Consider the following 25,190-nt stretch of genomic DNA (forward strand, 5'->3'; position numbering starts at 1 on the left):
ATGCAAGCGAATGAACAGAATGTGAGGGCGGTCTGCAAGGCAGTAGCGACGAATAAGTGAGGCAGGCAATAAGAACAGGCAATAAGAAAAGGGCGCGGTGGCGCGCCCTTTGCGGTTTACTCGCTGGTGGATTTTTCCGCTTTACCCGCCAGCATGCTGAGGAAATCGTATTTTTCCTGCAGCTCTTTTTCCGCGGCCTGGTACAGCGCGCTGGCGACCTCTGGTTGCTGCGCGTTGAGGCGGCGGAAACGCTGTTCCTTCAGCAACGTTTCGCTCAGGTTGCTGCTTGGCGGCCGTGAATCCAGTGCCAGCGCGACTTTTCCTTCCTGCGCGCGGCGCGGATCAAAGCGGTACAGCGGCCAGAAGCCGGTAGCGGTCAGCTGTTTCATCTGATCGTGGCTAAGCGCCAGATCGTAACCATGCTCTTCACACGGGCTGTAAGCGATGATCAGCGAAGGGCCCGGGTAGGCTTCGGCTTCCTGAATCGCTTTTACCGTTTGGTTAAGCTGCGCGCCCAGCGAGATTTGCGCCACGTACACGTGGCCATACATCATCATGCTGACGCCCAGATCCTTGCGCGCCTTGCGCTTGCCGTTCTCACCGAATTTGGTCACGGCCCCAAGCGGCGTAGCCTTCGACTGCTGCCCACCGGTGTTGGAATAGCACTGGGTATCCAGCACCAGCACATTGACGTTTTCCGTCAGGCTCAGCACGTGATCCAGGCCACCGAAGCCGATGTCATAGGCCCAGCCGTCGCCACCGATCAGCCAAATGGATTTATCCACCAGATAATCGGCGTCGGTCGCCAACTGGCGCGCATCGTCGCTGTCGATGGCAATCAGTTGCGCACGCAGCTCGGCAATTTGCTGGCGGCGAGGTTCCGGTGCGATATCCGGCATCTGCAGGCTGGCCACCAGTTGGGCCGGCAACTGCGGCGCCAGGGTTTCCAACAGCCGCAGCACGCGTTTGCGGTGTTGATCCACCGTCAGACGGAAGCCCAGGCCAAATTCGGCGTTATCTTCAAACAGCGAGTTGGCCCACGCCGGGCCGCGGCCTTCGGCGTTGGTGGTGTAGGGCGTGGTGGGCAGGTTGCCGCCGTAAATCGACGAACAGCCGGTGGCGTTGGCAATCAGCAGGCGATCGCCATACAACTGGGTCAGCAGCTTGATGTATGGGGTTTCGCCGCAGCCGGAGCAGGCGCCGGAGTATTCAAACAGCGGGGTGATCAACTGCGAAGTGCGGATATCGATACGCTCCAGTTGCGCAGGATCGATTTCCGGCAACTGCAGGAAGAAGTCGTAATGCTGTTTTTCCTCCGCCAGATTATCCAGGCGCGAAGCCATATTAATGGCTTTGATTTCCGGGTTCTGGCGGTCTTTCGCCGGGCAAACTTCAACGCACAGGTTACAGCCGGTGCAGTCTTCCGGGGCAACCTGCAGCACGTATTTCTGGCCGCGCATATCGCGGGCTTTCACGTCCAGCGATTGCAGCGAAGCCGGGGCGCCCTCCAGCGCGGCCGGTTGCACCACTTTCGCTCGGATCGCCGAGTGCGGGCAGGCGGCCACGCAGTGGTTGCACTGGGTGCATAAGTTCGGGTGCCAGATTGGGATCTCTTCGGCAATGTTGCGTTTTTCCCACTGGGTGGTGCCCACCGGCCAGGTGCCGTCCGGCGGGAAAGCAGAGACCGGCAGCGCGTCGCCCAACCCGGCCAGCATGGCGGCGGTCACGGTTTTGACGAAGTCCGGTGCGGCATCGGAAACTACCGGCGGGCGCATTGGGCTGCTATCGTCAACCGGCTGCAACGGAATTTCGATCAGCGCTTCGCGCGTGGCGCCCAGCGCTTGCCAGTTGCGCTCAACGACTTCCTGGCCTTTGCTGCTGTAGCTGCGGGCGATGGCATCCTGCAACTGTTGCAGTGCAACGTCGCTGGGCAGAATTTGCGTCAGATGGAAGAATGCCATCTGCATCACGGTGTTGATGCGCGCACCCAGTTGGCATTCACGCGCCAGCTTGGCGGCGTTGATGATGTAAAAACGGGCCTGGCGCTGGTTGAGCACCGCCTGCACGTCTTTCGGTAAGCGGCTCCATACCTCATCGGCGCTGTACGGCGTATTGAGCAGGAAAATCCCACCGGGTTTCAGCCGCTCCGCCATTTGATATTTGTCGATAAACTGCAGTTGGTGGCAGCCGACGAAATCGGCGTGGCTGACCAGGTAGGCCGAGTTGATCGGCTGCTCGCTCACACGCAGGTGCGAAACCGTCAGGCCGCCGGCCTTTTTGGAGTCGTAAACAAAGTAACCCTGGGCGAACAGCGGTGTGCTGTTGCCGATAATCTTGATGTTATTTTTGGTGGCGGAGACGGAACCGTCGCTGCCCAGCCCGTAGAACAGCGCTTCCAAGGTGGCGCGCGAAGGTAGGGTTTCGTCACTGAGCGGCAACGAAAGGCCGGTCACATCGTCAAAGATGCCGACGGTAAAGCGTGGGCGCGGTTTATCCTGCGCCAGTTCTTTGAACACCGCCAGCGCGCAGTCCGGGCCGAACTCTTTGGAAGAGAGGCCGTAACGGCCGCCGATCACTAACGGCAGGGTAGCGCGCTCGCCGCGGCTGAAGGCTTCCGCCAGCGCGGTGATCACGTCCAGATACAGCGGTTCGGCCTGGGCGCCCGGTTCTTTGGTGCGATCGAGCACGGCGATTTTCTTGACGCTTTGCGGCAGCACCGCCAGCAGGTGTTCGGCCGCAAAGGGGCGGAACAGGCGCACTTTCAGCACGCCGACCTTTTCACCGCGGGTGAGTAGGGTATCGATGACTTCTTCGCAGGTGCCGATGGCGGAGCCCATCAGGATCACTACGCGCTCGGCCTGCGGGTGGCCGTAGTATTCGAAGGGGTGATAATGGCGGCCGGTGAGTTGGCCGAATTGCGCCATGGCGTCTGCGACGTGCTTGTAGGTGTTGTTGTACCAGGGGTTAGTGGCTTCACGCGACTGGAAATAGGTATCCGGGTTGGCGGAGGTGCCGCGCACCACAGGATGATCCGGCGACAACGCGCGGTGGCGGTGGGCGGCGATCGCGTCTTGCGGCAGCATTTGCTGCAGCGTGTCATCGCTCAGCGGGACGATTTTATTGATTTCATGCGACGTGCGGAAACCGTCGAAAAAGTGAATAAACGGCAGGCGGCTGTTAAGGGTCGCGGTTTGTGAAATCAGGGCAAAATCCTGCGCTTCCTGGACGTTGCTGGCGCACAGCATTGCGCAGCCGGTTTGGCGCACGGCCATCACGTCGGAGTGGTCGCCAAAAATTGACAGCGCGTGGGTCGCGACGGTGCGTGCCGCGACGTGCAGCACAAACGGCGTCAGTTCACCGGCCAATTTGTACAGCGTGGGGATCATCAGCAGCAGGCCCTGCGATGAGGTAAACGAGGTTGATAATGCGCCTGTCTGCAACGCGCCGTGCACCGTGGCGATAGCGCCGCCTTCGGATTGCATTTCTACTACCCGCGGTACGTCGCCCCAGATATTTTTACGGCCATCGCCGGACCAGGCGTCCGCCTGTTCCGCCATGGTGGAGCTGGGGGTAATCGGGTAAATGGCAATCACTTCATTGGTGCGATAGGCCACGGACGCTACTGCATTATTACCGTCTGTAGTAATCATTGATAGTACCTTTCATTGCTCGCAAAGCTGCAAAAGGATCTGTGCTTTTGCAGTAATGGGCGAAGTCTAGCAGAGTGGCGCATTGGCTCTCTATCGCATTTGTGTGGCCGAATGAATAGAATAGCGGAGGGAGTGGCACGGAATTTTTGCAGGCGCCACATTGCTTTAACGTCAGTTTAACTCTGCCCTAATATACTGGGCCGGTATTACGCTATTTCAGCCGCCTTACGCCTAAAACGGTTGCAGTAGCGCAGAACCTTTTTTGTCAATATGACGACACATGGAAGAAGCCTATGTCTGGATTTATGTATTTAATCATGGCGATTATTGCGGAAGTTATTGCCACGACGATGCTTAAAGCATCGGAAGGTTTTACCCGGCTTTGGCCTTCGCTGCTGGTGGTTGCCGGTTACTCCGTATCATTTTATGGGCTTTCCGTGGTGGTAAAAACCATGCCGCTGGGGATTGTGTATGCGCTCTGGTCGGGGCTGGGCATCGTGTTGGTGACAATTGCCGCGATGTTTATTTATCAGCAAAAGCTCGACTGGCCGGCGGTGTTTGGCCTGGCGTTGATCATCGCCGGTGTTTTGGTGATTAATCTGTGGTCGAAGGCGTCGGTGCACTAGGCAGTTTTGTATATGTTGATAAGAGCGGCATTATCTGCGTTTTAACCTATGTGGATTATTTTTTCTTTCGTGCTGAAATAAACGTGAAAGTCTATTTTCATTATTTATATATCGGTCTAAATTAGACGCTGCACATCGTCAAACGCCAATGCCTGGCCAATTATCGGCTTGGTCAGTTTGTATCTGCACAAATTAGCTCCGTGGATTATCGTGAAAAGTTAATTGGCGGGGATAGCATAATATCGGTTCGGGAGTGGAAGAATGATCGTAGCGAGAGGGTTGTTTGCCAGTGCCGTGTTGCTGTTGGCTGCCTGTAGCAGCAACGGCAGTAATGATGAACCCGTTCAAAAGGCAACCAGCCTGAATATTAATACGTTACCGACCAGTGCGCTCTGTGCCCGCGCTGGCGGCGTCACCACCATCGCCCATTCCTTGAATGGCGATGCGGTAAAAATGTGCCAGATGCCGAACGGCAAGCGCTGTGAAGAGTGGGCGCTGGGCCAGGGGGCGTGCTCCGCGGCCGGCTGATTGCCACGGCTCACGAGCAGGGCGTGAAGCGGGGTGCGGCGGGCACCCCGTCGGTTTTATTCGTTCAATAGATTGGGGCACGGTTCGCCGCGTGAAAGCTGCTCGATGTTTTTCAGCGTGGTCTGCCCGATGCTGGTTAACGCCTCTTCCGTCAGGAACGCCTGATGGCCGGTAAACAGCACGTTGTGGCAGGCGGAAAGGCGGCGGAATACATCGTCCTGAATCACATCGTTGGATTTGTCCTCAAAGAACAGATCCCGTTCATTTTCATAGACGTCCATGCCCAGTGCGCCAATTTTTTGCTGTTTAAGCGCCTCGATGGCGGCCGATGAATCAATCAGCCCGCCGCGGCTGGTGTTAACTATCATCACGCCTTTTTTCATCAACGCAAAGGCTTCGGCATTCAGCAAGTGGTGGTTCTCCGGCGTCAGCGGGCAGTGCAGGGTAATCACGTCTGAGCGCGCGTATAACGTTTTTAGCGGCACATATTCAGCACCCAATTCCAGCGCCTGTTCGCTGGGATAGGGATCGTGAGCCAGCAGCGTCATACCGAAGCCTTTCAGAATACGCATCGCCGCCACGCCGATTTTGCCGGTGCCGATAATGCCGGCGGTGCGGTTGTACATGTTGAAGCCAATCAGCCCTTCGAGCGAGAAGTTGGCATCGCGGGTGCGCTGATAGGCGCGGTGAATGCGGCGGTTAAGGCACATCATCATGCCGATGGCGTGTTCTGCCACTGCTTCTGGCGAATAGGCCGGCACGCGCACCACTTTAATCCCCAATTCGCTGGCGGCCGCCAGATCGACATTGTTAAAGCCGGCGCAGCGCAGCGCGAGGATTTTGATCCCCATCTGCGCCAATTCCTCCAGTACCTTGCGGCTGCCATCGTCATTGACGAAAATACACACGGCATTACAGCCGGCGGCGGTTTTGGCGGTCCTTGGGCTGAGCATAAAATCGAAAAACTCCAGTTGATAACCGAACTGCTGGTTTACCAACTCGAGGTATTTACGGTCATACTGTTTGGTGCTGTATATCGCCAATTTCATCGTGGTTTCTCCCACTGTGATCCTGCGGCCATCTTAATGAGTTTCACACCATTGGACAATGAATTTACAACCCTACAGTTGGTGAGTTAACTAATTGTTTTTATGCTTTTATTTCTATTTCCATGATTGTTAATCAACCAGGGCGAAAGATGTAAAATTCTCTCAGCAAATACCCCTGCAGGAATTCAGGTTAACACGTTGGGCATGGGCTAACTGCATTAATTAAGAGGAATGCCGAATTTGGCTGGTAGCTTCATCCTCTGGCTAATTCATGCCATCATAACGGCCAGAATAGGGACAGGCTCAATGCCGCCGTGGCCTACTATTATACTTTCGGCCATCAGGTACAGTGATGCCTTCAACAGGAATGAAGCAATTATTCAATGAATAAGCGCCTGAAAATTGTTATCGGGGTTTCCGCCGGGGGCATTATCCTGCTGGCCGCGTTGTGGCAAACCCTGCCGCGCTGGCTGCCGCGTTTGGCTGCGCATTGGTTGCCGCCGGGCACGCAACTCACCCTGGCCGGCCCCTTGCGCTGGCAGCAGGGGGCGCTGCAGTTGCCGGGCCTTAGCCTGCGCGCCCAAGGCTGCCCGCTGGCCATGGTAGGCGCAACCAGCCTGGGCCATGCGGACGGGCGCTGGCAGTTGGCCAGTGAGCGCGTCAGTGTGGATACCGCCTGCCTGGCCAGGCTCCCGGCTGGGGATGGCGCCGGCGAACCGCTTTCTATCGACAAGCTTCAGCAACGGTTGCCTGCGCTGGATGTTACCGTGGCGCATTTCACGCTGCTGCCGTGGCAACAGTATGCCGGCAAACTGCAGTTGCATGCCGCCAGCGGCGGCCAGCAGTTGAGCTACCAGGACGATAACCTCAGCCTGGCCGCATGGCTTGACGACAAACAGCAGCTCACCCTGAACAACCTCACGATAATGCCGCCCGGCGGCACCCAGCCCTTGCACTTCAACGGCAAATTGACCGTGCCGCTCAGCCTGGATCGCCTGCCGGAACAGGGGGCGATCCAGGGGGAGATGCTGACGCCGTATCTGCAGCAACCGTTGCTGCTGAATCTACAGTGGCAGCAACAGCAAGGGGTGCTGGTGTTGCAGGAAAAGGGCGCCGGGCAGCCGCTGGCAACGCTGCCGTGGTCAGTCAGCGCACAGGCGTTGAACATCAACCAGGGGCAGTGGCGCTGGCCGTACGCCGGCCAACCGTTGAGCGGCGGCGTCAGCGCCGGGGTAAGCAACTGGGCCGAGGGGCTGGATGCGATGCAGATCAGCGCTCGCCTCAATGTGATCACCGCGGGGCATAACGGCAAAGGTAACGCCGTGTTGACGCTGGGGCCGGGCAAACTGAGCCTGGTTGACAGCGATCTGGCCTTCCGCCTGACGGGCCAGGCCAACTTTGCGGATTTTTCCGCCACGGCATCGATTCCCGGTGTGATCGGCGGCAGTGCGCTGAACCCCACGCTATCGCTGCAGCCGGGGTCGTTATTACGGGCCTGGGGCAATGTCTCGCCAGAGATGAAGCTGGAAGAGATGCGTCTGCCGTTGGCCGGGGTTAACGTGACGCTGGCCGGGATCAGTGGGCGTTTACAGGCGATAATCCGGGCCAGCGACAGTTACTGGGGCAAGGTGCATGTGCATCTGGATGGCAAGGCGCAGAACTTCTGGCCGGACAGCGGCGACTGGCAGTGGCGCTATTGGGGCCGTGGCCGCCTTCCGCCGCTGCAGGCCAATTGGGATGTGGCGGGCAGCGGCCGATGGCAGGGGCCGACGCTGGTGCTCGATCGTCTCTCCAGCGGCTTTGATCGCCTGCAGTATGGGTTGGTCACGGTAGCGGCGCCGCGCCTTAGCCTGCGGGAGCCGCTGGTATGGCAGCGGGGTGATGAAGCCCCATCGCTCGGCGGCGCATTGCAACTGGTGGCGGAGCAGATTGGTTTCAGCAACGGCGGGCGCTTGCCGGCGCCGGTGCTGGATTTGCAACTCGCCGGAAGCGATCCTTTACACTTCCTGCTGCGCGGGCAACTGCAGGCGCGAGATATCGGGCCGATTAAGCTGCGTGGCCGCTGGGACGGCGAACGTTTGCGCGGCGAGGGGTGGTGGCCGAAGCAGTCATTGACGGTGTTCCAGCCATTGCTGGCTAAAGACGCCAACATCACGCTAAACAACGGCGAATTTTATGCCCAGGCGGCGTTTTCCGCCGCGCGCGAGCAAGGTTTTGAGGCCGGCGGGCACTGGGTGGTGAAAAACGGCGGTCTGTGGCTGAAAGACGGTGACGTGAGCGGGCTGGATTTTGTTTTGCCTTATCGGCTGAAAGATCACATCTGGCAGTTGGGCACCAAGCAGCCGGTGGCGCTGCGGATAGCGGCGCTCAATAACCTGTTCCAGATGCAGAATATCACCGCCGATCTACAAGGCAGCTACCCGTACAGTGAAGCGCGGCCGCTGACGCTCAGCAACGTGGGCGTCGATATGTTGAATGGGCATATCAGCCTGTCGGCGCTGCGGCTGCCGCAGCACGCCGCCGCGGTGCTGAAGCTGGAGCGGATCGACCTCAGCGCGCTGTTTACCGCCCTCAAGCCCAAACAGTTTGCCATGTCCGGCCGGGTGAACGGCGAACTGCCGCTGTACCTGAACGATCCGCAGTGGCTGGTGCGCAACGGCTGGATCGCCAATGCCGGTATGTTGACGCTGCGTTTGGATAAAGACATGGCCGATGCCATTGGTAGTAAAAATCTGGTCAGCGGCATGGCCATCGATTGGCTGCGCTATATGGAAATTAACCGCACCCAGGCCCGGGTCGATCTCAATAACCTGGGCGAACTGGCGTTGCGGGCGAAGATTGAAGGATTAAACCCGCAGAAAAACGCCAAACGCGAGGTTATTCTCAACTACAGCCATCAGGAAAACGTGTTCCAACTCTGGCGCAGTTTACGCTTTGGCGACAATTTACAAGAGTGGCTGGAGCAGGCCCTCTCAAAATCTGGGGATCAACAATGAAGACCGTGACCGGGCCGATGCTGGCTGCCGTACTCTCTGTTTGTGGCCTTGCCGGCTGTGTGCCGCGCATTGAAGTGGCCACGCCTAAAGACCCGATAACCATCAACATGAACGTCAAGATTGAGCATGAGATCCACATCAAAGTGGATAAAGACGTGGAAAATATGCTGAAAAACCGCAGCGATCTGTTCTAAAGGGCCGGGTATGAAAAAACGATATCTGTGGCTGTTGGCGGCCTGGTTGGTGTGCGGCATGGCAATGGCGCTGACGCTGAACGAAGCCAAGCAGCAAGGGCGCGTGGGCGAAACGCTGAGCGGCTATGTGGCGCCGCTGAAGCAGGACGCGCAAACGCTGGCGCTGGTCGAGCGTATTAATACCGGGCGCACCGAGCAATACCAGCAGGTGGCGGCCAGTAACAACATTGCGCTTGATGAGGTGGCGCGGATGGCGGGGCAGAAATTGGTGGCGCGGGCGCCGGCCGGGGAGTATGTGCGCGGCATTAACGGCCAATGGTTGAAGAAGTAAAAAAAAAAAGCGCGTCTGATGGCGCGCAATAATGTAGACACTTTTGATTATTATGAGGATAACGCAGGTGATAAACCGGCGGCGTTATGCGCCGGCGATTTCTGCCAGTGCGGCCTTGGCTTCGGCCTGGGCTTTGGTCGCCATGTCCGGGCCAAAGGCGATGCCTTCTTCGAAGACAAACTCAACGTCGGTGATGCCGATGAAGCTCAGGAACAGGCGCAGATATGGTTCAACCAGATCGGTCGGGGTGCCTTTGTGGATGCCGCCGCGGCTGGTCAGGATGATCGCGCGTTTGCCTTTAACCAGGCCTTCCGGGCCGTTTTCCGTGTAACGGAAGGTCACGCCGGCACGGGCGATCAGATCAAAATAGTTCTTCAACTGGGTGGAAATGTTGAAGTTGTACATCGGCGCGGCGATCACGATGATATCGTTGGCCTGCAGTTCGGCGATTAATTTGTCAGACAGCGCCAAGGCTTCTTGCTGGCGTGGGCTGAGCGGCGCATCGGAAGGGCGCAAAATGTTGACCAGTTCACCGTCCAGAACCGGAACCGGATCGGCAGCCAGATCGCGCACGGTGATGGTATCGCCGCTGTGCGTTGAAGACCACTGCTCAACAAAGAAATCAGCCAGTTGGTTAGACTGTGAATAGGTCGCCAGGATGCTTGATTTAAGAACCAGTACGTTGCTCATCAATAATTCCTTTCAGTTGTGACGGTGACATCAGGGCTTATGCCCGTTGCATGAAACATACTGTAAATAGCTTTCCTCAACAGAGATAGCGGAATATTTCGAGATCTTCGTTCGATTTTATTGAATGAGCATGTTTTGCGCTAACCAGATGGATTACGGGAAATTTTTGTGATGTGCTACCCTAGGCGCCGCAGTTGAAAATTGCTGATCCCATTTTGAAAACGTTGCTCAATACCTAATCCGGGCAGCGAAGAAACAAGGAATACCGATAGTGAAATCACCGCTCGCGGCATTATCAGGCCCGTTGAATGAACTGATGCTCCGTGATCAACAACGCCTGCGCCGCCGGCTGCACGGCAGCAAAAAAATAAAAGACCCTGCGGCGCAGCAGGCCGTCATTGGCGAAATAACCCAGGATATTGCCGCTGCACGCCTGAAAGTGCAGCAGCGCCAGGCCTCGTGCCCGAAAATCACCTATCCGGCCGGCCTGCCGGTCAGCCAGAAAAAAGACGATATTCTTAATGCGATTCGCGATCATCAGGTGGTGATCGTCGCCGGTGAAACCGGTTCGGGCAAAACCACGCAGCTGCCAAAAATCTGCCTGGAGCTGGGGCGCGGGATTAAAGGCGTGATCGGCCATACCCAGCCACGGCGCCTGGCCGCGCGCACCGTCGCCAACCGCATCGCCGATGAGCTGGAAACCCCGTTGGGCGGCAGCGTGGGCTACAAGGTGCGTTTTAACGATCAGGCCGGCGACAACACGCTGGTCAAACTGATGACCGATGGTATCCTGCTGGCGGAGATCCAGCAGGATCGGCTGCTGATGCAATACGATACGTTGATCATCGATGAGGCGCACGAACGCAGCCTGAACATCGATTTTATCCTCGGCTACCTGCGCGAACTGTTGCCGAAACGCCCCGATCTGAAAGTGATTATCACCTCGGCGACCATTGATCCGCAGCGTTTCTCGCGCCACTTCAACAACGCGCCGATTATTGAGGTTTCCGGCCGGACTTATCCGGTTGAAGTGCGTTACCGCCCGGTAGTGGATGATGCCGACGACACCGAGCGCGATCAGCTCCAGGCCATTTTTGACGCCGTGGACGAACTTGGCCGTGAAGGGCCGGGGGACATTCTGATCTTTATGAGCGGCGAGCGTGAAATCCGCGATACCGCCGATGCGTTGGCGCGGCTGAACCTGCCGCACACGGAAGTGCTGCCGCTGTATGCCCGCTTGTCGAACAGCGAACAGAACCGCGTTTTCCAATCGCACCACGGCCGCCGCATTGTGCTGGCGACCAACGTGGCGGAAACCTCGCTCACCGTGCCCGGCATCAAATACGTGATCGATCCGGGCACCGCACGCATCAGCCGTTACAGCTTCCGCACCAAGGTGCAACGCCTGCCGATCGAACCGGTTTCCCAGGCTTCGGCCAACCAACGTAAAGGGCGCTGCGGCCGCGTTTCGGAAGGTATCTGTATCCGGCTGTACTCCGAGCAGGATTTTCTCTCTCGCCCGGAATTTACCGATCCGGAAATTCTGCGCACCAACCTGGCATCGGTTATCCTGCAGATGACGTCGCTGGGGCTGGGCGATATCGCCGCGTTCCCGTTTGTCGAAGCCCCGGATAAACGCAATATTCAAGACGGTGTGCGCCTGCTTGAAGAGCTTGGCGCCATCAAAACCGCCGCCAGCGGGCATTATCAGCTCACGCCGCAGGGCCGGCAGTTGGCGCAGTTGCCGATCGATCCGCGCCTGGCGCGCATGGTGTTGGAAGCGCAAAAAACCGGCAGCGTGCGCGAAGTCATGGTCATCACCGCGGCGCTCTCGATTCAGGACCCGCGTGAACGGCCGTTGGAAAAACAGCAGGCGTCGGATGAAAAACACCGCCGCTTTGTCGACAAAGACTCCGACTTCATGGCGTTCGTCAACCTGTGGGACTACCTGCAACAGCAGCAGAAAGAACATTCATCGAACCAGTTCCGCCGGCTCTGCCGCAATGAATTCCTGAACTACCTGCGGGTGCGCGAGTGGCAAGATATCTACACCCAACTGCGCCAGGTGGTGAAAGAGCTGGGGCTGCCGGTGAACAGCGTGCCTTCTGATTACCGCGCCGTTCACCTGGCGCTGCTCACCGGCCTGCTGTCGCACATCGGCCAGAAAGACGCGGATAAACAGGAATACACCGGCGCGCGCAACGCCCGCTTTGCCGTTTTCCCTGGGTCGGGGCTGTTCAAGAAGCCGCCGAAGTGGGTGATGGTGGCCGAACTGGTGGAAACCAGCCGCCTGTGGGGGCGGATTGCCGCACGTATCGAACCGGAGTGGGTGGAACCGCTGGCGCAGCATCTGGTGAAGCACAGCTACAGCGAGCCGCATTGGTCAAAATCGCAGGGTGCGGTGATGGCCACGGAAAAGGTCACACTGTTTGGCCTGCCGATCGTGGCGGCGCGCCTGGTGAATTACAGCAGTATCGATCCGCTGTTGTGCCGCGAGCTGTTTATCCGCCACGCGCTGGTGGAAGGGGATTGGCAGACGCGGCATGCGTTTTTTGGCGCCAACCTCAAGCTGCGGGCCGAAGTGGAAGAGCTGGAGCACAAGTCGCGCCGCCGCGATATTCTGGTGGACGATGAAACCTTGTTTAATTTTTACGATCGTCGCATCCCGAACGAGGTAGTTTCGGCTCGTCACTTTGATCAATGGTGGAAAACCGCCGCCGCGCAGCAGCCGGATTTGCTCAGTTTTGAAAAAGAGATGCTGATCAAAGACGGCGCCAATAAGGTGAGCGCACTGGATTATCCGAACGCTTGGCACCAGGGCAACCTGAAGCTGCGGTTGAGCTACCAGTTTGAACCGGGCGCCGACGCCGATGGCGTCACGGTGCATATCCCGTTGCCGATCCTCAACCAGGTTGAGGAAGCCGGCTTCGAATGGCAGGTGCCCGGCCTGCGGCGCGAACTGATTATCGCCCTGATTAAATCACTGCCAAAACCGGTGCGCCGCAATTTCGTGCCGGCGCCCAACTATGCGGAAGCGTTTCTGGGGCGGGTGACCTCGCTGGACATGCCGCTGGTGGACGCGCTGGAGCGGGAACTGCGCCGCATGACGGGTGTTACAGTGTCACGTGATGACTGGCAGTGGGATCAGGTGCCCGATCACCTGAAAGTGACCTTCCGCGTGGTGGGCGAAAAAAACAAAGCGCTGCGCGAGGGCAAGGATTTGGCGGCGCTGAAACTCAGCCTGAAGGAAAAGGTGCAGCAAACGCTTTCCGCCGTGGCCGATGACGGGCTGGAGCAGCGCGATCTGCACGTCTGGAGTTTTGGCAACCTGCCGACGTTCTACGAACAAAAACGCGGTGGCTACGCGGTGAAGGCCTACCCGGCGCTGGTCGATGAAAAAGACAGCGTGGCGATCCGCCTGTTTGACAGCGAGTTGGAACAGCAGCAAATGATGTGGCAAGGCACGCGCCGCCTGCTGCTGTTGAATATCCCATCGCCAATCAAATATCTGCATGAGAAATTGCCTAACAAAGCCAAGCTGGGGCTGTATTTCAACCCGTACGGCAAGGTGTTGGATCTGATCGACGACTGCATCGCCTGTGGGGTGGATAAACTGGTTGCCGAGCACGGTGGGCCGGTGTGGCAGGAAACGCAATTTGCCGCGTTGCAGGAGCAGGTGCGCGCCGAGCTAAATGAAACGGTGGTCGAGATCGCCAAACAGGTGGAGCAAATCCTGACGACCGTATTCAACATCAACAAGCGTTTGAAAGGGCGCGTGGATATGTCGTTGGCGCTGGCGCTTTCCGACATCAAAACCCAGCTTGGCGGCCTGATCTATCGCGGTTTCGTCACCGCCAACGGCTGGAAGCGCCTGGCGGATACCCAGCGTTACTTGCACGGCATTGAGCGCCGGTTGGAGAAGCTCAGCATCGATCCGCACCGTGACCGCGCCCAGATGCTGCGGGTGGAGCAGGTGCAGCAGGCGTGGCAGCAGTGGCTCAACAAGCTGCCTGCCAAACGCCGGCAGGACGACGAGGTGAAAGAAGTCCGCTGGATGATTGAAGAGCTGCGCGTGAGCCTGTTTGCCCAGCAGTTGGGCACACCGTACCCGATCTCCGACAAGCGTATCTTGCAAACCATCGATCAGCTATCGGCATAGGCGCAAGGCAGGCCTGCTTGCCGCAGGCCGCGTTACTTTCTGGCCGCCAGCGCCTGCAGGGCATCGCTGATGGCGGTGACCGCCAGCGCCCGGTTATCGGCGCGGTAGCGGTCTTTCGCCGCCGGGGCGGAGCTTTGAATGGCGATCAGCCGCCAGCCTTCGGCGGTTTTCAGCAACAACGGAGAGCCGCTGTCGCCTGGCAGGGTATCGCACTGGTGCGACAGCACACCCTGTTGCGCCCAGCCGGTAATTTTACAGTTTTGGTGGCTGTACAAATCGCCCAGGTGGTCGGCCGGGTAACCGGCCTGGGTGATCAACCGCCCGGCCTCTTTCAGCGCCTGAGTCAGCGCTTTGCTGTCGCCTTGCCACAACGGCAACGGGGTGATGGGCAACGGTTTGGGATCTTTTAAACGGATCAGAGCAAAATCATAGGCCGCCGCGGCCGGCGGCACAATCCAGCCCTCGCCGTCCGGCTGCAATTTTTTCCCCAGCTTTCTGTCCACCAGCGTTTCAATCTTCCCGGCCTGGTAACGCCAGTGCTCGTTGTTAACCACAAACCGCAGGGCGATCGCCTTATCCAGCTTGCCGGGCGGCGCCAGCACGCAATGCCCGGCGGTGAGCGCCAGGTGTGGGGAAATCAGCGTTGCGGTGCACAGATTCCCGCTGGCCGTTTCAACCTGGCCGATGGCTTGCCAGGGCAACGTGTTGGTTTCCGTTATTTTGACGCGGTCGTCCTTGCCGAAGAACAACCGCGTTTGCTCGGCGAGCGATTCGTCAGCCTGGGCTGATAAGGATAATGAAAACGGGAACGCGCACAGCAACAGCAATAGGGGTCTATGCATAAGTCTCTTGCCTGACAACGACAGAACATCCATAAATTCATCGCGCTAACTTAACCCGCGCACGGGTGCCCGGCAATGGTTTTTCAACAATTCCGGTATTAAGCCAAACGGGGTTAAAGATAAAAAAAGAAGGCGATCAGGCCGCAGGCGATCAAAATGACCAATATGATTTCGAACCGATAACGCTGCAGCATGGGTATGCCCCCCGATAATAAAACGCCCGGTGAACCGGGGGTTGATGCAATGGCCGCTGGCGGCCGCGGGTGTTTCAGCCCGGCGCCAGAGTGGATATCATAAAGAACGGCCGCAATGCTTTCCGTAAACTATTGGTTTCGGTATGTAACCCAATGTACAACCTGGGTTTTACCGGCCAGGCCGGCTATGATGATCGTGTGACTGGCCAGTTTGGGCCGCCGATAACAGGAATGAACATGACTGATATTGCTATCCGCAGTGGGGTGACGGCCGGCGGTGCCGTACCGATAGCCTATGAGGATTGGGGCGATGAACATGCGCCGGCGTTATTGATGATCATGGGCATCGGCGCCCAGATGTTGCTGTGGCCGGATGATTTTTGCCGGGCGCTGGTTAAGCGTGGCCTGCGCGTTATTCGTTTTGATAACCGCGATGTGGGGCTGTCGGGCAAAACGCAGGGCCGGCGCAGCCTGCCGCTGTGGCGTTTGATCCTGCGTGCCCAACTCGGCTGGCAGACGCCGGTGCCGTATTCCCTGGCGGACATGGCGGCAGATGCCGTGCAGGTGCTGGATGAGCTGCAGATTGCGCGCGCCCATGTGCTCGGTGGCTCTATGGGCGGCATGATCGCCCAGGTGTTGGCGGCCGAGTACCCGCAGCGCGTGCGCAGCCTGAGCATTCTGTTCTCCAGTACCAATCAGCCGCTATTGCCGCCGCCCGCGCCATCGTTGCTTTACCTGCTGTTGAAAAAGCCGGCGGTAGGCAGCGTGGAACAGCAACAGGCATACATCAAGGCGCACCTGCGCAAGATCGCCAGTCAAGCCTATCCCATGGATGAGCACGAGTTAGATGCTACGGTGGAACGCATCTGCGCGCGCGGCGTGGATAGCGAGGGGTTGCAACGCCAACTGTCGGCCCTGTTGGGCAGTGGCGATCTGCGCCGCTATAGCCGGCGTATTCAGGCGCCGACGCTGGTGATCCACGGCAGTGCCGATCGCCTGGTGCGCAAAGCCGGCGGGGTGGCAGTGGCGCGGGCGATACCTAACGCCAGGCTGCAAATTATCGCCGACATGGGGCATGATTTGCCGCAGCCGCTGCGGCCGCAGTTGGCCGAGATGATTGCTAAACACGCCCTGGCGGCGGGGGATTAAAGCGGGCATCGCCAATGGAAAGCGGCGATGCGGCAATCATTTTAGTTACAACATACATGTAGAGGCGGTACAACCCGCAGTCTGCAGCAACAGTGCAAAAACGCAGCAACTCGCGCTATGTAACATCCATAGGCCAACCACCAGGGGGCAGAGCTAGCGCTGTTCAAAAACGCTTTTGCGTTTTTGTCCTGCAACTCGAATTATTTAGAGTATCTAGCCTGGAAGGGAAGAACCAGGCTATAAGTCACGCCGGATTTGAGGCATAACGCATCCTATGGGGTACCACTTTCCATCTCCGATGGGGTGTGAATTAAATTAATTTCCTCTATACGTCTTTTATTCATGTTGAGTTCACAACTTGTTTGCACTTCCCCGAGGTGATCAGAGTTCTGATAAGGCCACAGAGCAACACCGCAATAACTATCTCTGTATTCTATCCATTTCTTTTGATTTGCAATAAATGAATTTATTACTTCTATTTTTTGTTGTTTATCACCCATCCACCACTCATCCGGTGAGGTGTTTTTAATTTCATTCAGTTTTGATTTGTAAGCCTTATCAAGCTGATCTTCAGACTTATGTATTACGTCATCAAGGCATTCTATATTTTGATCTTTATATTTATTTATACAGCCTGCGACGGCTATGTTGTCCTCTATTCGAGGTGTTTCTGCGAATGAATTGGCAAAATACAAAGATGAAACCGCCAAAATGAGTATTCCTATAATTTTTTTCATTGTAAGTTCCTTACACGTGATCTCAGTCTTTCACTATACCTTTGTTCATTGGGATCATTTTGCAGATTTTCTATCATGTCCGACCTGCTTCCCCCTGAAGCAATGAGCTCAATTAAAGGGCCAAGTTTTGGGATCCCTTGGTACACAATATCTACGAATGTTTCCCGGATTTTGCTGTCAAGACTATCCCACGATAAAGCATTAGGTATATGACGGGAATAATTGGAATAAATCCCTCTCGCATAGTCTTTTTTTACACGGTATGATATTTCGAAAAGTTTAATCTTTTGGATATGTGTTATTTCTCCTACTAATGGGCCATATGCTTTGATAAAGCCCGTTGTTGCCTGTTTTCCAGACAGGCCGCTTGCCTTTGAACAAATAACTGCTTTGTACTCCTCTATTCCCGCTTGTCTCAGTTCTGTTATTATCTGGCCTGGGCTACGTTCTTTCATATCATATCCTCGTCCGATAGCTACTCCTGATACGTATTTAGGTCAGTGCAAAATTCGAGAAAAGTTCTTTGTATTTTCCGGCTGTCTGAAGGATTCTACTGCTGTCAGATAATCCAAACCTTCAGCATCAAATGTTATTTGACCTTCACTGACGTATAAAGGACCAATATCGCGTGGACGCCACTGCGGCGCGATAGCCTGGCTGAACATCGTAAAAAACCAGATCTCCTGGGGATGCACCATACCAGATGGAGACATGTTCAGCAGGCGCTGATACCAGATAATCGCCGCTTCGGTTTGTGGATCACAGTGGCCGGTTGCGCGCAGGCTGTTACCGTGTATGTGATTATATCCGGCGCTGATGATCATTTTCTGAAGCGTTTTTACATCATCAGGGTTATTGGTGCCGAACACGCCCACAGAGCTTATCGGACGAAATACGCAGGGAGGATGGTATGACACAATTTGATTCTCCTTGCAGATTGTCACGCCGTTAGACGTGGCATTTCCATTATAATTTTTTACCCGGAAACGCGTCCGGTAGTCAGTGTGTCTGGACACAGAAAGCAACTCTGCCAGATCGCTCTCAACAGGTAAATCAGTTTATGAATACCGCCTTGCTGTTCCCCTGAAATCAACACGAGCCGGATAAATTTCATCGTGCGGCATGACGTATACAGGGACACTGAATGCGTTGCATTATTGTAAGAGTCCACATGTAATAATGATAAATATTACTGTTTGGTACTGTTTGCTGAAAGATTCAGAAAAGCAGATGTGTGCAAAAAGATACCGGGATCCAGCCGGCACACAACGCCCAACAAACAAAATTTGTTGGGCGTTTCTGCCATAGGCGAGGTTTGTTTTACAGGTAACGGCTTTCCAGGTGTTGGCGGAAATAACGTGGATTTAACGGCTCGCCGGTGGCGTTGCCGATTAACTCGGCCGTCGGGTAGCGGCTGCCGTGTTGCCAGATATTCTGTTGCAGCCAATGGAACAGTGAGGTGAGGTTACCCTGGGCGATATCGCTATCCAGCGTTGGGATTGCCTGGCGTGCGGCATAGAACAACTGTGCCGCGTACATGGCACCCAGCGTATAGGTCGGGAAGTAGCCGAAAGCGCCGTCGGTCCAGTGAATATCCTGCATACAGCCGTCACGGTAGTTGCCAACGGTGTCCAGCCCCAGATAGCGCTGCATTTTCTCGTTCCACAACGCGGGGATATCCGCCACCTCGATATCGCCTTCAATCAGCGCTTTTTCTATTTCATAGCGCAGGATGATGTGCGCCGGGTAACTGACTTCGTCGGCGTTAACGCGGATTAAGCCCGGCTTTACCCGCTGGTTAAGCCGAATAAAGTTGTCTTCAGCCAGCGCCGGCTGTTCACCAAACTGTGCAACCACCAATGGGCGCAGGTGCTTAAGAAAACCTTCGGTGCGCGCCAACTGCATTTCAAACAGCAGGCTTTGCGATTCGTGAATGGCGGTGGAACGGGCAGAGGAAATCGGCTGCCCCAGCCATTCGCGCGGCAGGTTCTGTTCATAACGGGCGTGGCCGGTTTCATGCACGATGCCCATCAAGGCCGTAAGAAATTCCGTGTCGTTATAGCGGGTGGTGATGCGAACGTCTTCCGGCACGCCGCCACAGAAGGGGTGGGCGCTAACGTCCACACGGCCGGCGTCAAAGTTGAAACCGAGCAATTTCATCACGCTAAGCCCCAGTTGGCGTTGGCACTCAATGTCGAATGGCCCCTGCGGTGCCAGAACCGGTTCCTGTTGCTGTTTGGTGACCACCCGTTGCAGCAGATCCGGCAGCCAGGTGGTCAAATCGGCAAAAATACGATCTAGCTCACTGCTGCGCAGACCGGGTTCAAACATAGCCAGCAGGGCGTCATAGCGGCCGCAGCCTGCGGCCTGCGCACGGATCTGCGCTTCCTGGCGGCTGAGTTTCACCACCTCCTGCAGGTTTTCGGCAAAGCCTTGCCAGTCGTTGGCCGGGCGCTGCACACGCCAGGCATGTTCGCAGCGCGCGCCGGCCAGCCATTTGGCTTCCACCAGATCGGCCGGCACCACCACAGCATTATCATATTGGCGCCGCATTTCCACCAGGTTGGCGCGCTCAACCTCGCTTAGCGTTTCCTGCCAGGCGCGATCGAGCAGGGCGCCGGTTGTCTGTGCCGACAACAACTGGTGTCGCAGCACGCTAAGTTCTGCCAACGCTTCGGCCCGCGCTTTGCTGCCGCCGGGCGGCATCATGGTCTGCATATCCCAACCGGCGATGGCAGAAAGATGATCAAAGCGCGCCAGGCGCGTGAACAGAGTACAAAGTTCGCCATAGGCGGATGAAGATGTTGCAGCAGTCATAGTCAGCTCCCGAGTGCCGGCGGGCGTTAAGCCGGCTCGGCGGTTAAACCAAGAGGGTGTTTCACCGGCCAGCAGAAACGGAAACTGGCGCCGCCTAGCGGGCTACCCTCAACAAAAACCTGCCCCTGGTAGGCCAGGGCAATGGAATGCACGATGGCCAGGCCCAGCCCGCAACCGCCAGTGGCGCGATCGCGGCTGGGATCAAGGCGAACAAAGGGTTCGAATACCCGTTCACGCTCTTCCAGTGGGATACCCGGCCCATCGTCCTCAACCTGCAGACAGGCCAAATCGCTATCCAGCCACAGGCTAATGCGCAGCCGTTGCCGGCAGTAGCGCAGTGCATTGTTGACCAGATTATCCAACACCCGTTCCATCAGCCGCACATCGGCGCCGCCGAAATTGCCCGGATGCGGGATATCCAGCAGAATTTCGCGGCTAGGGTGGATCAGGCGCACATCAGCGATTTTATCCTGTAGCCAGGCGGGTAAATCAATCGGCCCGATATTCAGCGCCACCTGCGGGCGATCCAGCCGTGCGTAGGTCAGCAGTTCATCGATCAGCGATTCCAACTGGCCGATATCGCGATTAAGCGCCTGTTGTTCGTCATCCGTCAGGTTATTACTCATCGCCAGGCGGTAGCGCAGGCGCACCAACGGCGTGCGCAGCTCGTGCGCGATACCATCAATCAACTGTTTCTTGCTGGCGATCAGGGTATTGATGTTATCGGCCATTTGGTTGAACGCCACGCCAAGCCGGCTGAGGCTGGAGGTGGGTTCGAAATGGGCGCGCTCGTCCAGGTGCCCGGCGCCCAGACGCTGCGCGGCGTTTTCCAGCTTCATCAAATCGCGCCAGTGCGGGCGCATCCAGAGAAACACCGGCAGCGCCAGGGACATACCGATTAACAGCAGCACCGCCAGATCGAGCAGGCGCATCTGGTGCAGATAAAACAGATAAGGGATCGGGCCGACCACCAGAACGTAATGGCTGCGCGGTATGCGCTGCATAAAGGTGTATTGATCGTCGAGCGCGACGATCTCGCCTTGCCGCAGGCGCTTTTTCAAATCTTCACTTAGCGCCTGTTTGCCCAGTGGCTCAATATGCAGTTTGAAAGACAGGTTCAAATCCAGCGTAGCGATGGTTTTATTCCAGTCTTTAAGCGGGATTTCCCGCAGTTCGCTGCGCATCAGATACAGCGAGCTTTTCATCAGATCGTCCATTGACTGCCGGCCGGCACGTTCGGCGGTAACCTTGTAGACCAGGCCAACCAGCATGGTCATCACCAGAAAACAGACAAAAAGCAGGAGAAAAAACTGGATGAAAAGTTTTTTCATTACTGCACCACATCCCAGGCATTCGGTGCGAACAGATAGCCTTTGTTGCGCACGGTTTTGATGCGAAAAGGTTCCAGCGCATTATCGTAAAGCTTGCGGCGCAGCCGTGAGATCGCCACATCAATGCTGCGATCCTGCCCGTCATAGCTCACGCCACGCAAGTTTTGCAGCAGCGCTTCGCGATCCATGATTTGCCCGGCGTGGGTGGCAAGCTCCCACAACAGATCAAAATCAGAGGTGGACAGGGTGATGTTTTCATCGTCGAGCGTCACCTGCCGGTTGGTCGGATCGATGCACAGCAGCCCAAAGTGCAGGGTGTTATGCGGGGTAATGGCTTGCGTCAGCACTTCTTTCGGCTGGTTGCCGTGTTGGCGCAGATGCAGCCGCAGACGGGCCAATAGCACGGCCGGCGGCGTGGTTTTCAAAATATAGTCATTGGCGCCCATCTCCAGCGACAAAATATGGTTCATATCGCTGTCGAGCGAGGTGAGCAGCACGATCGGGCCGGGGAATATCGGGCGCAGATCGCGGCACAGCGTCATCCCGTCTTTGCCCGGCAGCATAATGTCCAACAACACCAAATCCGGCTGTTCTTGCTCAATACGCGCCTGGGCGGTATCACCGCGCGGTTCAATCAGCACATCGATATCATGTTTACCCAAATAGGCAGCGATCAGTTTGCCCACTTCCAGATCGTCTTCTACAAAAACAATTTTATGCATTATTCGTCGTTTCGTTAGGGACACCGTCAGCAGCATAACGCGCCGCTATGGCCTGCGCCATGCCTTTAGCGCAGCGGGCGGCCGCCATCGACGCCGTGGGTGCGCCCGGTGACGTAGCAACTGCCCAACAGATAATCGACCAGGTTGACCACCTCATTTTCACCCGGCGCAATTTTCATCAGCGATTTCTGCAGCGCCTGTTGGCGGTAGGCTGCGTCGTCGCCGGGGTTGAACAGGATCAGCGAAGGGGCGATGGCATTCACCTTCACCTCCGGCGCCAACTTGCGGGCAAACGAGCGCGTCATGTTGTCCAATGCGGCTTTGCTGGCGGCGTAGGCGATATGCTTATCGCTGCCTTTTTCCACCACGTAGTCGGTCAGGTGGATGATATCCGCGCCGGCCAACCCCTGGCCGCGCAGGTTCTGCTCCAGTAACTGATTAAGCAGATAGGGCGTATAGACGTGGATTTGCAGCATCGCTGCCATAACTTGTTCCGGCGGCATATCGGCTGATTCCGCCAGCCAGGCGCTGGCGTTATGGATAATCGCCCGCAGTTTGGGCGCGGCCTGCTGTACGCGCCCGGCAAAATGGTAGATGCCTTCGTGAGTGGAAAAATCACCCTGGATACAAATGGCGCCAAGCTGTTTTAATTCCGCCAGCGTGGGGTAATCGCTGCGGTAAGCGATGATCACCGGAATATCCCGCTGTAAAAATGACCTGGCGAGGGCAAGCCCAATCCTGCGGGCGCCGCCAGTAATCAGTATGGGGGCCGGGTGATGTGATTCCATTAGAAAAGCTCCTGAGCAGGCTGGCAAACAGTAGGGGAATTATGCCATTATACGGCGGAAAATAGGTATACCTTCATACTTCAAGTTACAGGTGTGTTGGCTGTATTCTGTTACCCGAATCACTTACTTGCGTAAGCTCATCGGGGTTTGCTTGCCGCCGGCCTGTAACGCTAATGATTTGGGGTAGGGTTTCGCGTTGAGTCCCCAATAGGGATGTATCCACTGGCCATGAGAGGAAGGAAGGGATGAGCAGCAGTCACCTTGCATCCGTCGAGCACAGTGAGAAAATCTGTTTTGATTACATGGATTTTCTGTCCGCATCGTGCAAGAAGCATTGGCGTTTTGTCGATGCCATTTATGGCGTGATGCCAATTTTTGGCATGGTTTTAAAATCGCGGGGCGCTGCGGCGGCACAAACCCGTAACGAGCGCTTAAAAGAGCTGGCGTTGCAGGTGGTCTCGACGCAAGTCAGCGATGAAACCAACATTGTGCGTCTGATCGATCTGGCGGAGAAACAGGGGCTGTCGGCCTTTGATATTCAACTGCCTTACGCGTTGGATGCCCGGCAGTTGAAGGCCATTCAGCGCGAGTGCGCTGCGCATATCGTGATTTCTCAAGTGGGGGAACGTATCGTTATCACCCATTGCCAGGGTGGCTGACCGGGGCTTACCCGGCCAGTTTCATTAATGCAGCAATAACCAGCCGGCGGGCACGGTAGCCAGCAGCAGCAGGCAAATCCCGCCTTTCTCTAACCGGTTTAGCAGTTCAGCGGCCTGATGGCTGCGGCGGGCGGCGGTAAAGACCAACAGCCCCGGCGCATACAGCAGCACCGACATCAATAAGTGCATCATCCCCGAAGCGTACAACAACCATAAGCCATAGGCGCATGCGCCCAGGGCCACCAGCAGCAGGCGGTTATCCCGGCGTTGCAGTGCGATTTTAAATAAGAACGCGCCCACCAGAAAATACGGCACCAAAATCATCTCGGAAGCGATGGTCAGCAATGCGTTATAGTTGCTGCCGGTCAGCCAAATCAGCAAGAGTGCGGCCTGCACGGCGCCATTGGTTAGCCACAGCGAAGCGGCCGGGGCGTGGTGGCGGTTCTGTCGGCGGAAAATCTTGGGGAAAGCGCCGTGTTGCGCGGCCAATAGCGGGACTTCCGCCGCCATAATCGTCCAGCTTAAGTAGGCGCCGCAGACCGATACCACCAACCCTGCGGCAATAACAATATCGCCCCATGGGCCGAGCAGCGTTACCATTAACCCGGCCATGGACGGGTTGCGCATTTGCGCCAGCTCATGCCGCGGCACCACGCCAAGCGAGAGCAGCGTGATCAGCAGGTACACCGCCAGCGCCGCCAGCACGGCAAGCAGGGTGGCGCGGCCAACGTCTTTCTTCTGGTGCGCCCTGGCGGAAACCACCACCGCGCCTTCCACGCCGATAAACACCCACAGCGTGATCAGCATGGTGTTTTTGACCTGTTCCCAAACCGGTTGGCCCAGGGCCACGCCGTGGAAATCCAGGGTGAACACATCCAACCTGAACGCAAAGATAGCCAGCACGGTAAACAGACCGAGCGGCAACAGTTTGGCCAGCGTCGCCGCCAGGTTGATGCCGGCCGCGGTCTGTACGCCGCGCAGCACGAGCAAATGAACCATCCACAGCAGCAAGGATTCGCCCAGCAACGCCTGCCAGGTATTCCCGTCGCCAAAAATCACTACGCCGCTGCGATCGGTAAACAGGCTCAGGGCGGCAAACACTATCACCAGATAAGACACGTTGGCGATCACCGCGCACAGCCAGTAACCCCAGGCAGAGAAAAAACCGACCAAATCGCCAAAGCCTTCTTTGGCGTAGGTAAAAATGCCGCCGTCCAGATCGGGGCGCAGCCGGGTCAGCAACAGCATAGCGAACGCCAGGAACAGAATGCCCACGCCGGTGATCCCCCAACCGAGCAGCAACGCCGCCGGGCTGGCGATCGCGGCCATGTTTTGCGGCAGGCTGAACACACCGGCGCCAAGCATAGAGCTGAGCACCAGTGCGGTTAATGCGGTGAGACCAAGTTTTTTTTCCAATGACAGACCTTGATTGCAGAATAATCAACTACGGAGCATTAAATGGTTGCAACAAAGCAATAACCATACGTAATTAAAAAGAGGATTGCCCTAATTTTTGCCGAAGATTCTACGGTGGGAGGCAACAGCATGCAATGATTGAATATGCGGGATGGGTAAAAAGTTATTCATTTATTCGCTGGCGGAAATAAATATCCTCCGGCATAGCCGGAGGTTTTTCTGATGCGCCTATAAGGCTCTGTTACCAGCCGCGCCCTAACAGGCGCATACGATCTGACATTTGCATCAGACTCCGTTACTTACGGCCCGTAA

20 protein-coding genes and 1 pseudogene are annotated in these 25,190 nt (G+C 56.7%); 8 read left to right on the forward strand and 13 right to left on the reverse strand.

What is annotated here, in order from left to right:
* Window positions 1–116: 116 nt before the first annotated feature.
* Window positions 117–3,650, reverse strand: coding sequence for a pyruvate:ferredoxin (flavodoxin) oxidoreductase (gene nifJ, locus AC559G_RS18995; RefSeq protein ID WP_498913906.1), 3,534 nt, complete (start codon window positions 3,648–3,650; stop codon window positions 117–119).
* Between the two features lie 293 nt (window positions 3,651–3,943).
* Between nifJ and AC559G_RS19000 the strand changes: the two genes are divergently transcribed.
* Window positions 3,944–4,276, forward strand: coding sequence for a DMT family transporter (locus tag AC559G_RS19000; RefSeq protein ID WP_095848774.1), 333 nt, complete (start codon window positions 3,944–3,946; stop codon window positions 4,274–4,276).
* 261 nt (window positions 4,277–4,537) lie between these two features.
* Window positions 4,538–4,804 carry a putative hemolysin gene (locus AC559G_RS19005; RefSeq protein WP_121552566.1) on the forward strand — a complete coding sequence of 89 codons (267 nt, stop codon included), beginning with the start codon at window positions 4,538–4,540 and terminating at the stop codon, window positions 4,802–4,804.
* A gap of 56 nt (window positions 4,805–4,860) precedes the next feature.
* On the opposite strand, the gene AC559G_RS19010 is transcribed toward AC559G_RS19005, so the two are convergent.
* The gene (locus AC559G_RS19010) at window positions 4,861–5,853 is read right to left on the reverse strand and encodes a 2-hydroxyacid dehydrogenase (protein ID WP_498913907.1); all 993 of its coding nucleotides are present in this window, start codon (window positions 5,851–5,853) and stop codon (window positions 4,861–4,863) included.
* Between the two features lie 383 nt (window positions 5,854–6,236).
* Here AC559G_RS19010 and AC559G_RS19015 point away from each other — a divergent pair, with 383 nt between their 5' ends.
* The 3 genes from AC559G_RS19015 to AC559G_RS19025 are packed head-to-tail and all read left to right on the forward strand — an operon-like array spanning window position 6,237 to window position 9,374.
* Window positions 6,237–8,849, forward strand: coding sequence for an intermembrane phospholipid transport YdbH family protein (locus AC559G_RS19015; RefSeq protein ID WP_498913909.1), 2,613 nt, complete (start codon window positions 6,237–6,239; stop codon window positions 8,847–8,849).
* 17 nt (window positions 8,850–8,866) lie between these two features.
* Entirely contained in the window at window positions 8,867–9,043 is a 177-nt protein-coding gene (locus AC559G_RS19020; RefSeq protein ID WP_413541211.1) for a YnbE family lipoprotein, read from the forward strand.
* Window positions 9,044–9,053: 10 nt separating this feature from the next.
* On the forward strand, window positions 9,054–9,374 hold the full coding sequence (locus tag AC559G_RS19025) for a YdbL family probable chaperone protein (protein WP_498913911.1): 321 nt from the start codon (window positions 9,054–9,056) through the stop codon (window positions 9,372–9,374).
* A gap of 84 nt (window positions 9,375–9,458) precedes the next feature.
* On the opposite strand, the gene AC559G_RS19030 is transcribed toward AC559G_RS19025, so the two are convergent.
* Window positions 9,459–10,064, reverse strand: coding sequence for an FMN-dependent NADH-azoreductase (locus tag AC559G_RS19030; protein WP_498913913.1), 606 nt, complete (start codon window positions 10,062–10,064; stop codon window positions 9,459–9,461).
* A gap of 271 nt (window positions 10,065–10,335) precedes the next feature.
* Here AC559G_RS19030 and hrpA point away from each other — a divergent pair, with 271 nt between their 5' ends.
* Complete coding sequence (hrpA, locus tag AC559G_RS19035; RefSeq protein ID WP_498913914.1) at window positions 10,336–14,223, forward strand: ATP-dependent RNA helicase; 3,888 nt, start codon at window positions 10,336–10,338, stop codon at window positions 14,221–14,223.
* Between the two features lie 32 nt (window positions 14,224–14,255).
* Here the strand turns inward: hrpA and AC559G_RS19040 are convergent, their stop codons facing one another.
* Together AC559G_RS19040 and ydgU are read right to left on the reverse strand one after the other, a co-directional pair.
* Entirely contained in the window at window positions 14,256–15,065 is an 810-nt protein-coding gene (locus AC559G_RS19040) for a trypsin-like serine peptidase (RefSeq protein WP_498913916.1), read from the reverse strand.
* Window positions 15,066–15,178: 113 nt separating this feature from the next.
* Window positions 15,179–15,259 carry a small membrane protein YdgU gene (gene ydgU / locus AC559G_RS19045; protein WP_095848765.1) on the reverse strand — a complete coding sequence of 27 codons (81 nt, stop codon included), beginning with the start codon at window positions 15,257–15,259 and terminating at the stop codon, window positions 15,179–15,181.
* A gap of 237 nt (window positions 15,260–15,496) precedes the next feature.
* Between ydgU and AC559G_RS19050 the strand changes: the two genes are divergently transcribed.
* Window positions 15,497–16,408: an alpha/beta fold hydrolase gene (locus AC559G_RS19050; RefSeq protein ID WP_498913918.1), complete on the forward strand. Its 912-nt coding sequence runs from the start codon at window positions 15,497–15,499 to the stop codon at window positions 16,406–16,408.
* Between the two features lie 272 nt (window positions 16,409–16,680).
* Here AC559G_RS19050 and AC559G_RS19055 read toward each other — a convergent pair whose 3' ends face one another.
* From AC559G_RS19055 to folM, 7 genes and pseudogenes are all read right to left on the reverse strand, one after another.
* Window positions 16,681–17,145: a lysozyme inhibitor LprI family protein gene (locus AC559G_RS19055; protein WP_498913919.1), complete on the reverse strand. Its 465-nt coding sequence runs from the start codon at window positions 17,143–17,145 to the stop codon at window positions 16,681–16,683.
* Window positions 17,142–17,630 (reverse strand): annotated as a pseudogene (locus AC559G_RS19060) (DUF8812 domain-containing protein); the annotation flags it as partial. The pseudogene AC559G_RS19060 and the gene AC559G_RS19055, both read right to left, overlap by 4 nt.
* Window positions 17,631–17,642: 12 nt before the next feature.
* A complete protein-coding gene (locus AC559G_RS19065; protein WP_498913920.1) occupies window positions 17,643–18,062 on the reverse strand; it encodes a peptidoglycan-binding domain-containing protein in 420 nt (139 codons plus the stop codon).
* Window positions 18,063–18,465: 403 nt separating this feature from the next.
* Entirely contained in the window at window positions 18,466–19,962 is a 1,497-nt protein-coding gene (locus AC559G_RS19070; RefSeq protein WP_498913922.1) for a carboxypeptidase M32, read from the reverse strand.
* 26 nt (window positions 19,963–19,988) lie between these two features.
* Window positions 19,989–21,293, reverse strand: coding sequence for a two-component system sensor histidine kinase RstB (rstB, locus tag AC559G_RS19075; protein ID WP_498913924.1), 1,305 nt, complete (start codon window positions 21,291–21,293; stop codon window positions 19,989–19,991).
* Window positions 21,293–22,015 (reverse strand): response regulator transcription factor RstA, encoded by a 723-nt coding sequence (gene rstA, locus AC559G_RS19080; protein WP_498913926.1) that lies wholly within the window; start codon window positions 22,013–22,015, stop codon window positions 21,293–21,295. Before rstA ends, rstB begins: the two co-directional genes overlap by 1 nt.
* A 65-nt stretch (window positions 22,016–22,080) precedes the next feature.
* Window positions 22,081–22,803, reverse strand: coding sequence for a dihydromonapterin reductase (gene folM, locus AC559G_RS19085; RefSeq protein WP_498913928.1), 723 nt, complete (start codon window positions 22,801–22,803; stop codon window positions 22,081–22,083).
* Between the two features lie 245 nt (window positions 22,804–23,048).
* Here folM and AC559G_RS19090 point away from each other — a divergent pair, with 245 nt between their 5' ends.
* Complete coding sequence (locus AC559G_RS19090) at window positions 23,049–23,462, forward strand: hypothetical protein (RefSeq protein WP_498913930.1); 414 nt, start codon at window positions 23,049–23,051, stop codon at window positions 23,460–23,462.
* A gap of 24 nt (window positions 23,463–23,486) precedes the next feature.
* Here AC559G_RS19090 and AC559G_RS19095 read toward each other — a convergent pair whose 3' ends face one another.
* Window positions 23,487–24,878, reverse strand: coding sequence for an amino acid permease (locus tag AC559G_RS19095; protein WP_498913932.1), 1,392 nt, complete (start codon window positions 24,876–24,878; stop codon window positions 23,487–23,489).
* Between the last annotated feature and the right edge of the window lie 312 nt (window positions 24,879–25,190).

It is taken from the genome of Gibbsiella greigii (assembly GCF_039540155.1).
GTDB classification, from domain to species: Bacteria; Pseudomonadota; Gammaproteobacteria; order Enterobacterales; family Enterobacteriaceae; genus Gibbsiella; species Gibbsiella quercinecans.

Bases quoted from the DNA above. Each gene is read 5' to 3' on its own strand.
- rstB (WP_498913924.1), bottom strand. From the start codon at position 21,293: ATGAAAAAACTTTTCATCCAGTTTTTTCTCCTGCTTTTTGTCTGTTTT.
- AC559G_RS19025 (WP_498913911.1), top strand. From the start codon at position 9,054: ATGAAAAAACGATATCTGTGGCTGTTGGCGGCCTGGTTGGTGTGCGGC.
- AC559G_RS19070 (WP_498913922.1), bottom strand. From the start codon at position 19,962: ATGACTGCTGCAACATCTTCATCCGCCTATGGCGAACTTTGTACTCTG.
- AC559G_RS19015 (WP_498913909.1), top strand. From the start codon at position 6,237: ATGAATAAGCGCCTGAAAATTGTTATCGGGGTTTCCGCCGGGGGCATT.
- AC559G_RS19090 (WP_498913930.1), top strand. From the start codon at position 23,049: ATGAGCAGCAGTCACCTTGCATCCGTCGAGCACAGTGAGAAAATCTGT.
- rstA (WP_498913926.1), bottom strand. From the start codon at position 22,015: ATGCATAAAATTGTTTTTGTAGAAGACGATCTGGAAGTGGGCAAACTG.
- AC559G_RS19030 (WP_498913913.1), bottom strand. From the start codon at position 10,064: ATGAGCAACGTACTGGTTCTTAAATCAAGCATCCTGGCGACCTATTCA.
- AC559G_RS19005 (WP_121552566.1), top strand. From the start codon at position 4,538: ATGATCGTAGCGAGAGGGTTGTTTGCCAGTGCCGTGTTGCTGTTGGCT.
- ydgU (WP_095848765.1), bottom strand. From the start codon at position 15,259: ATGCTGCAGCGTTATCGGTTCGAAATCATATTGGTCATTTTGATCGCC.
- AC559G_RS19040 (WP_498913916.1), bottom strand. From the start codon at position 15,065: ATGCATAGACCCCTATTGCTGTTGCTGTGCGCGTTCCCGTTTTCATTA.
- folM (WP_498913928.1), bottom strand. From the start codon at position 22,803: ATGGAATCACATCACCCGGCCCCCATACTGATTACTGGCGGCGCCCGC.
- AC559G_RS19055 (WP_498913919.1), bottom strand. From the start codon at position 17,145: ATGAAAAAAATTATAGGAATACTCATTTTGGCGGTTTCATCTTTGTAT.
- AC559G_RS19050 (WP_498913918.1), top strand. From the start codon at position 15,497: ATGACTGATATTGCTATCCGCAGTGGGGTGACGGCCGGCGGTGCCGTA.
- AC559G_RS19000 (WP_095848774.1), top strand. From the start codon at position 3,944: ATGTCTGGATTTATGTATTTAATCATGGCGATTATTGCGGAAGTTATT.
- AC559G_RS19010 (WP_498913907.1), bottom strand. From the start codon at position 5,853: ATGAAATTGGCGATATACAGCACCAAACAGTATGACCGTAAATACCTC.
- AC559G_RS19020 (WP_413541211.1), top strand. From the start codon at position 8,867: ATGCTGGCTGCCGTACTCTCTGTTTGTGGCCTTGCCGGCTGTGTGCCG.
- nifJ (WP_498913906.1), bottom strand. From the start codon at position 3,650: ATGATTACTACAGACGGTAATAATGCAGTAGCGTCCGTGGCCTATCGC.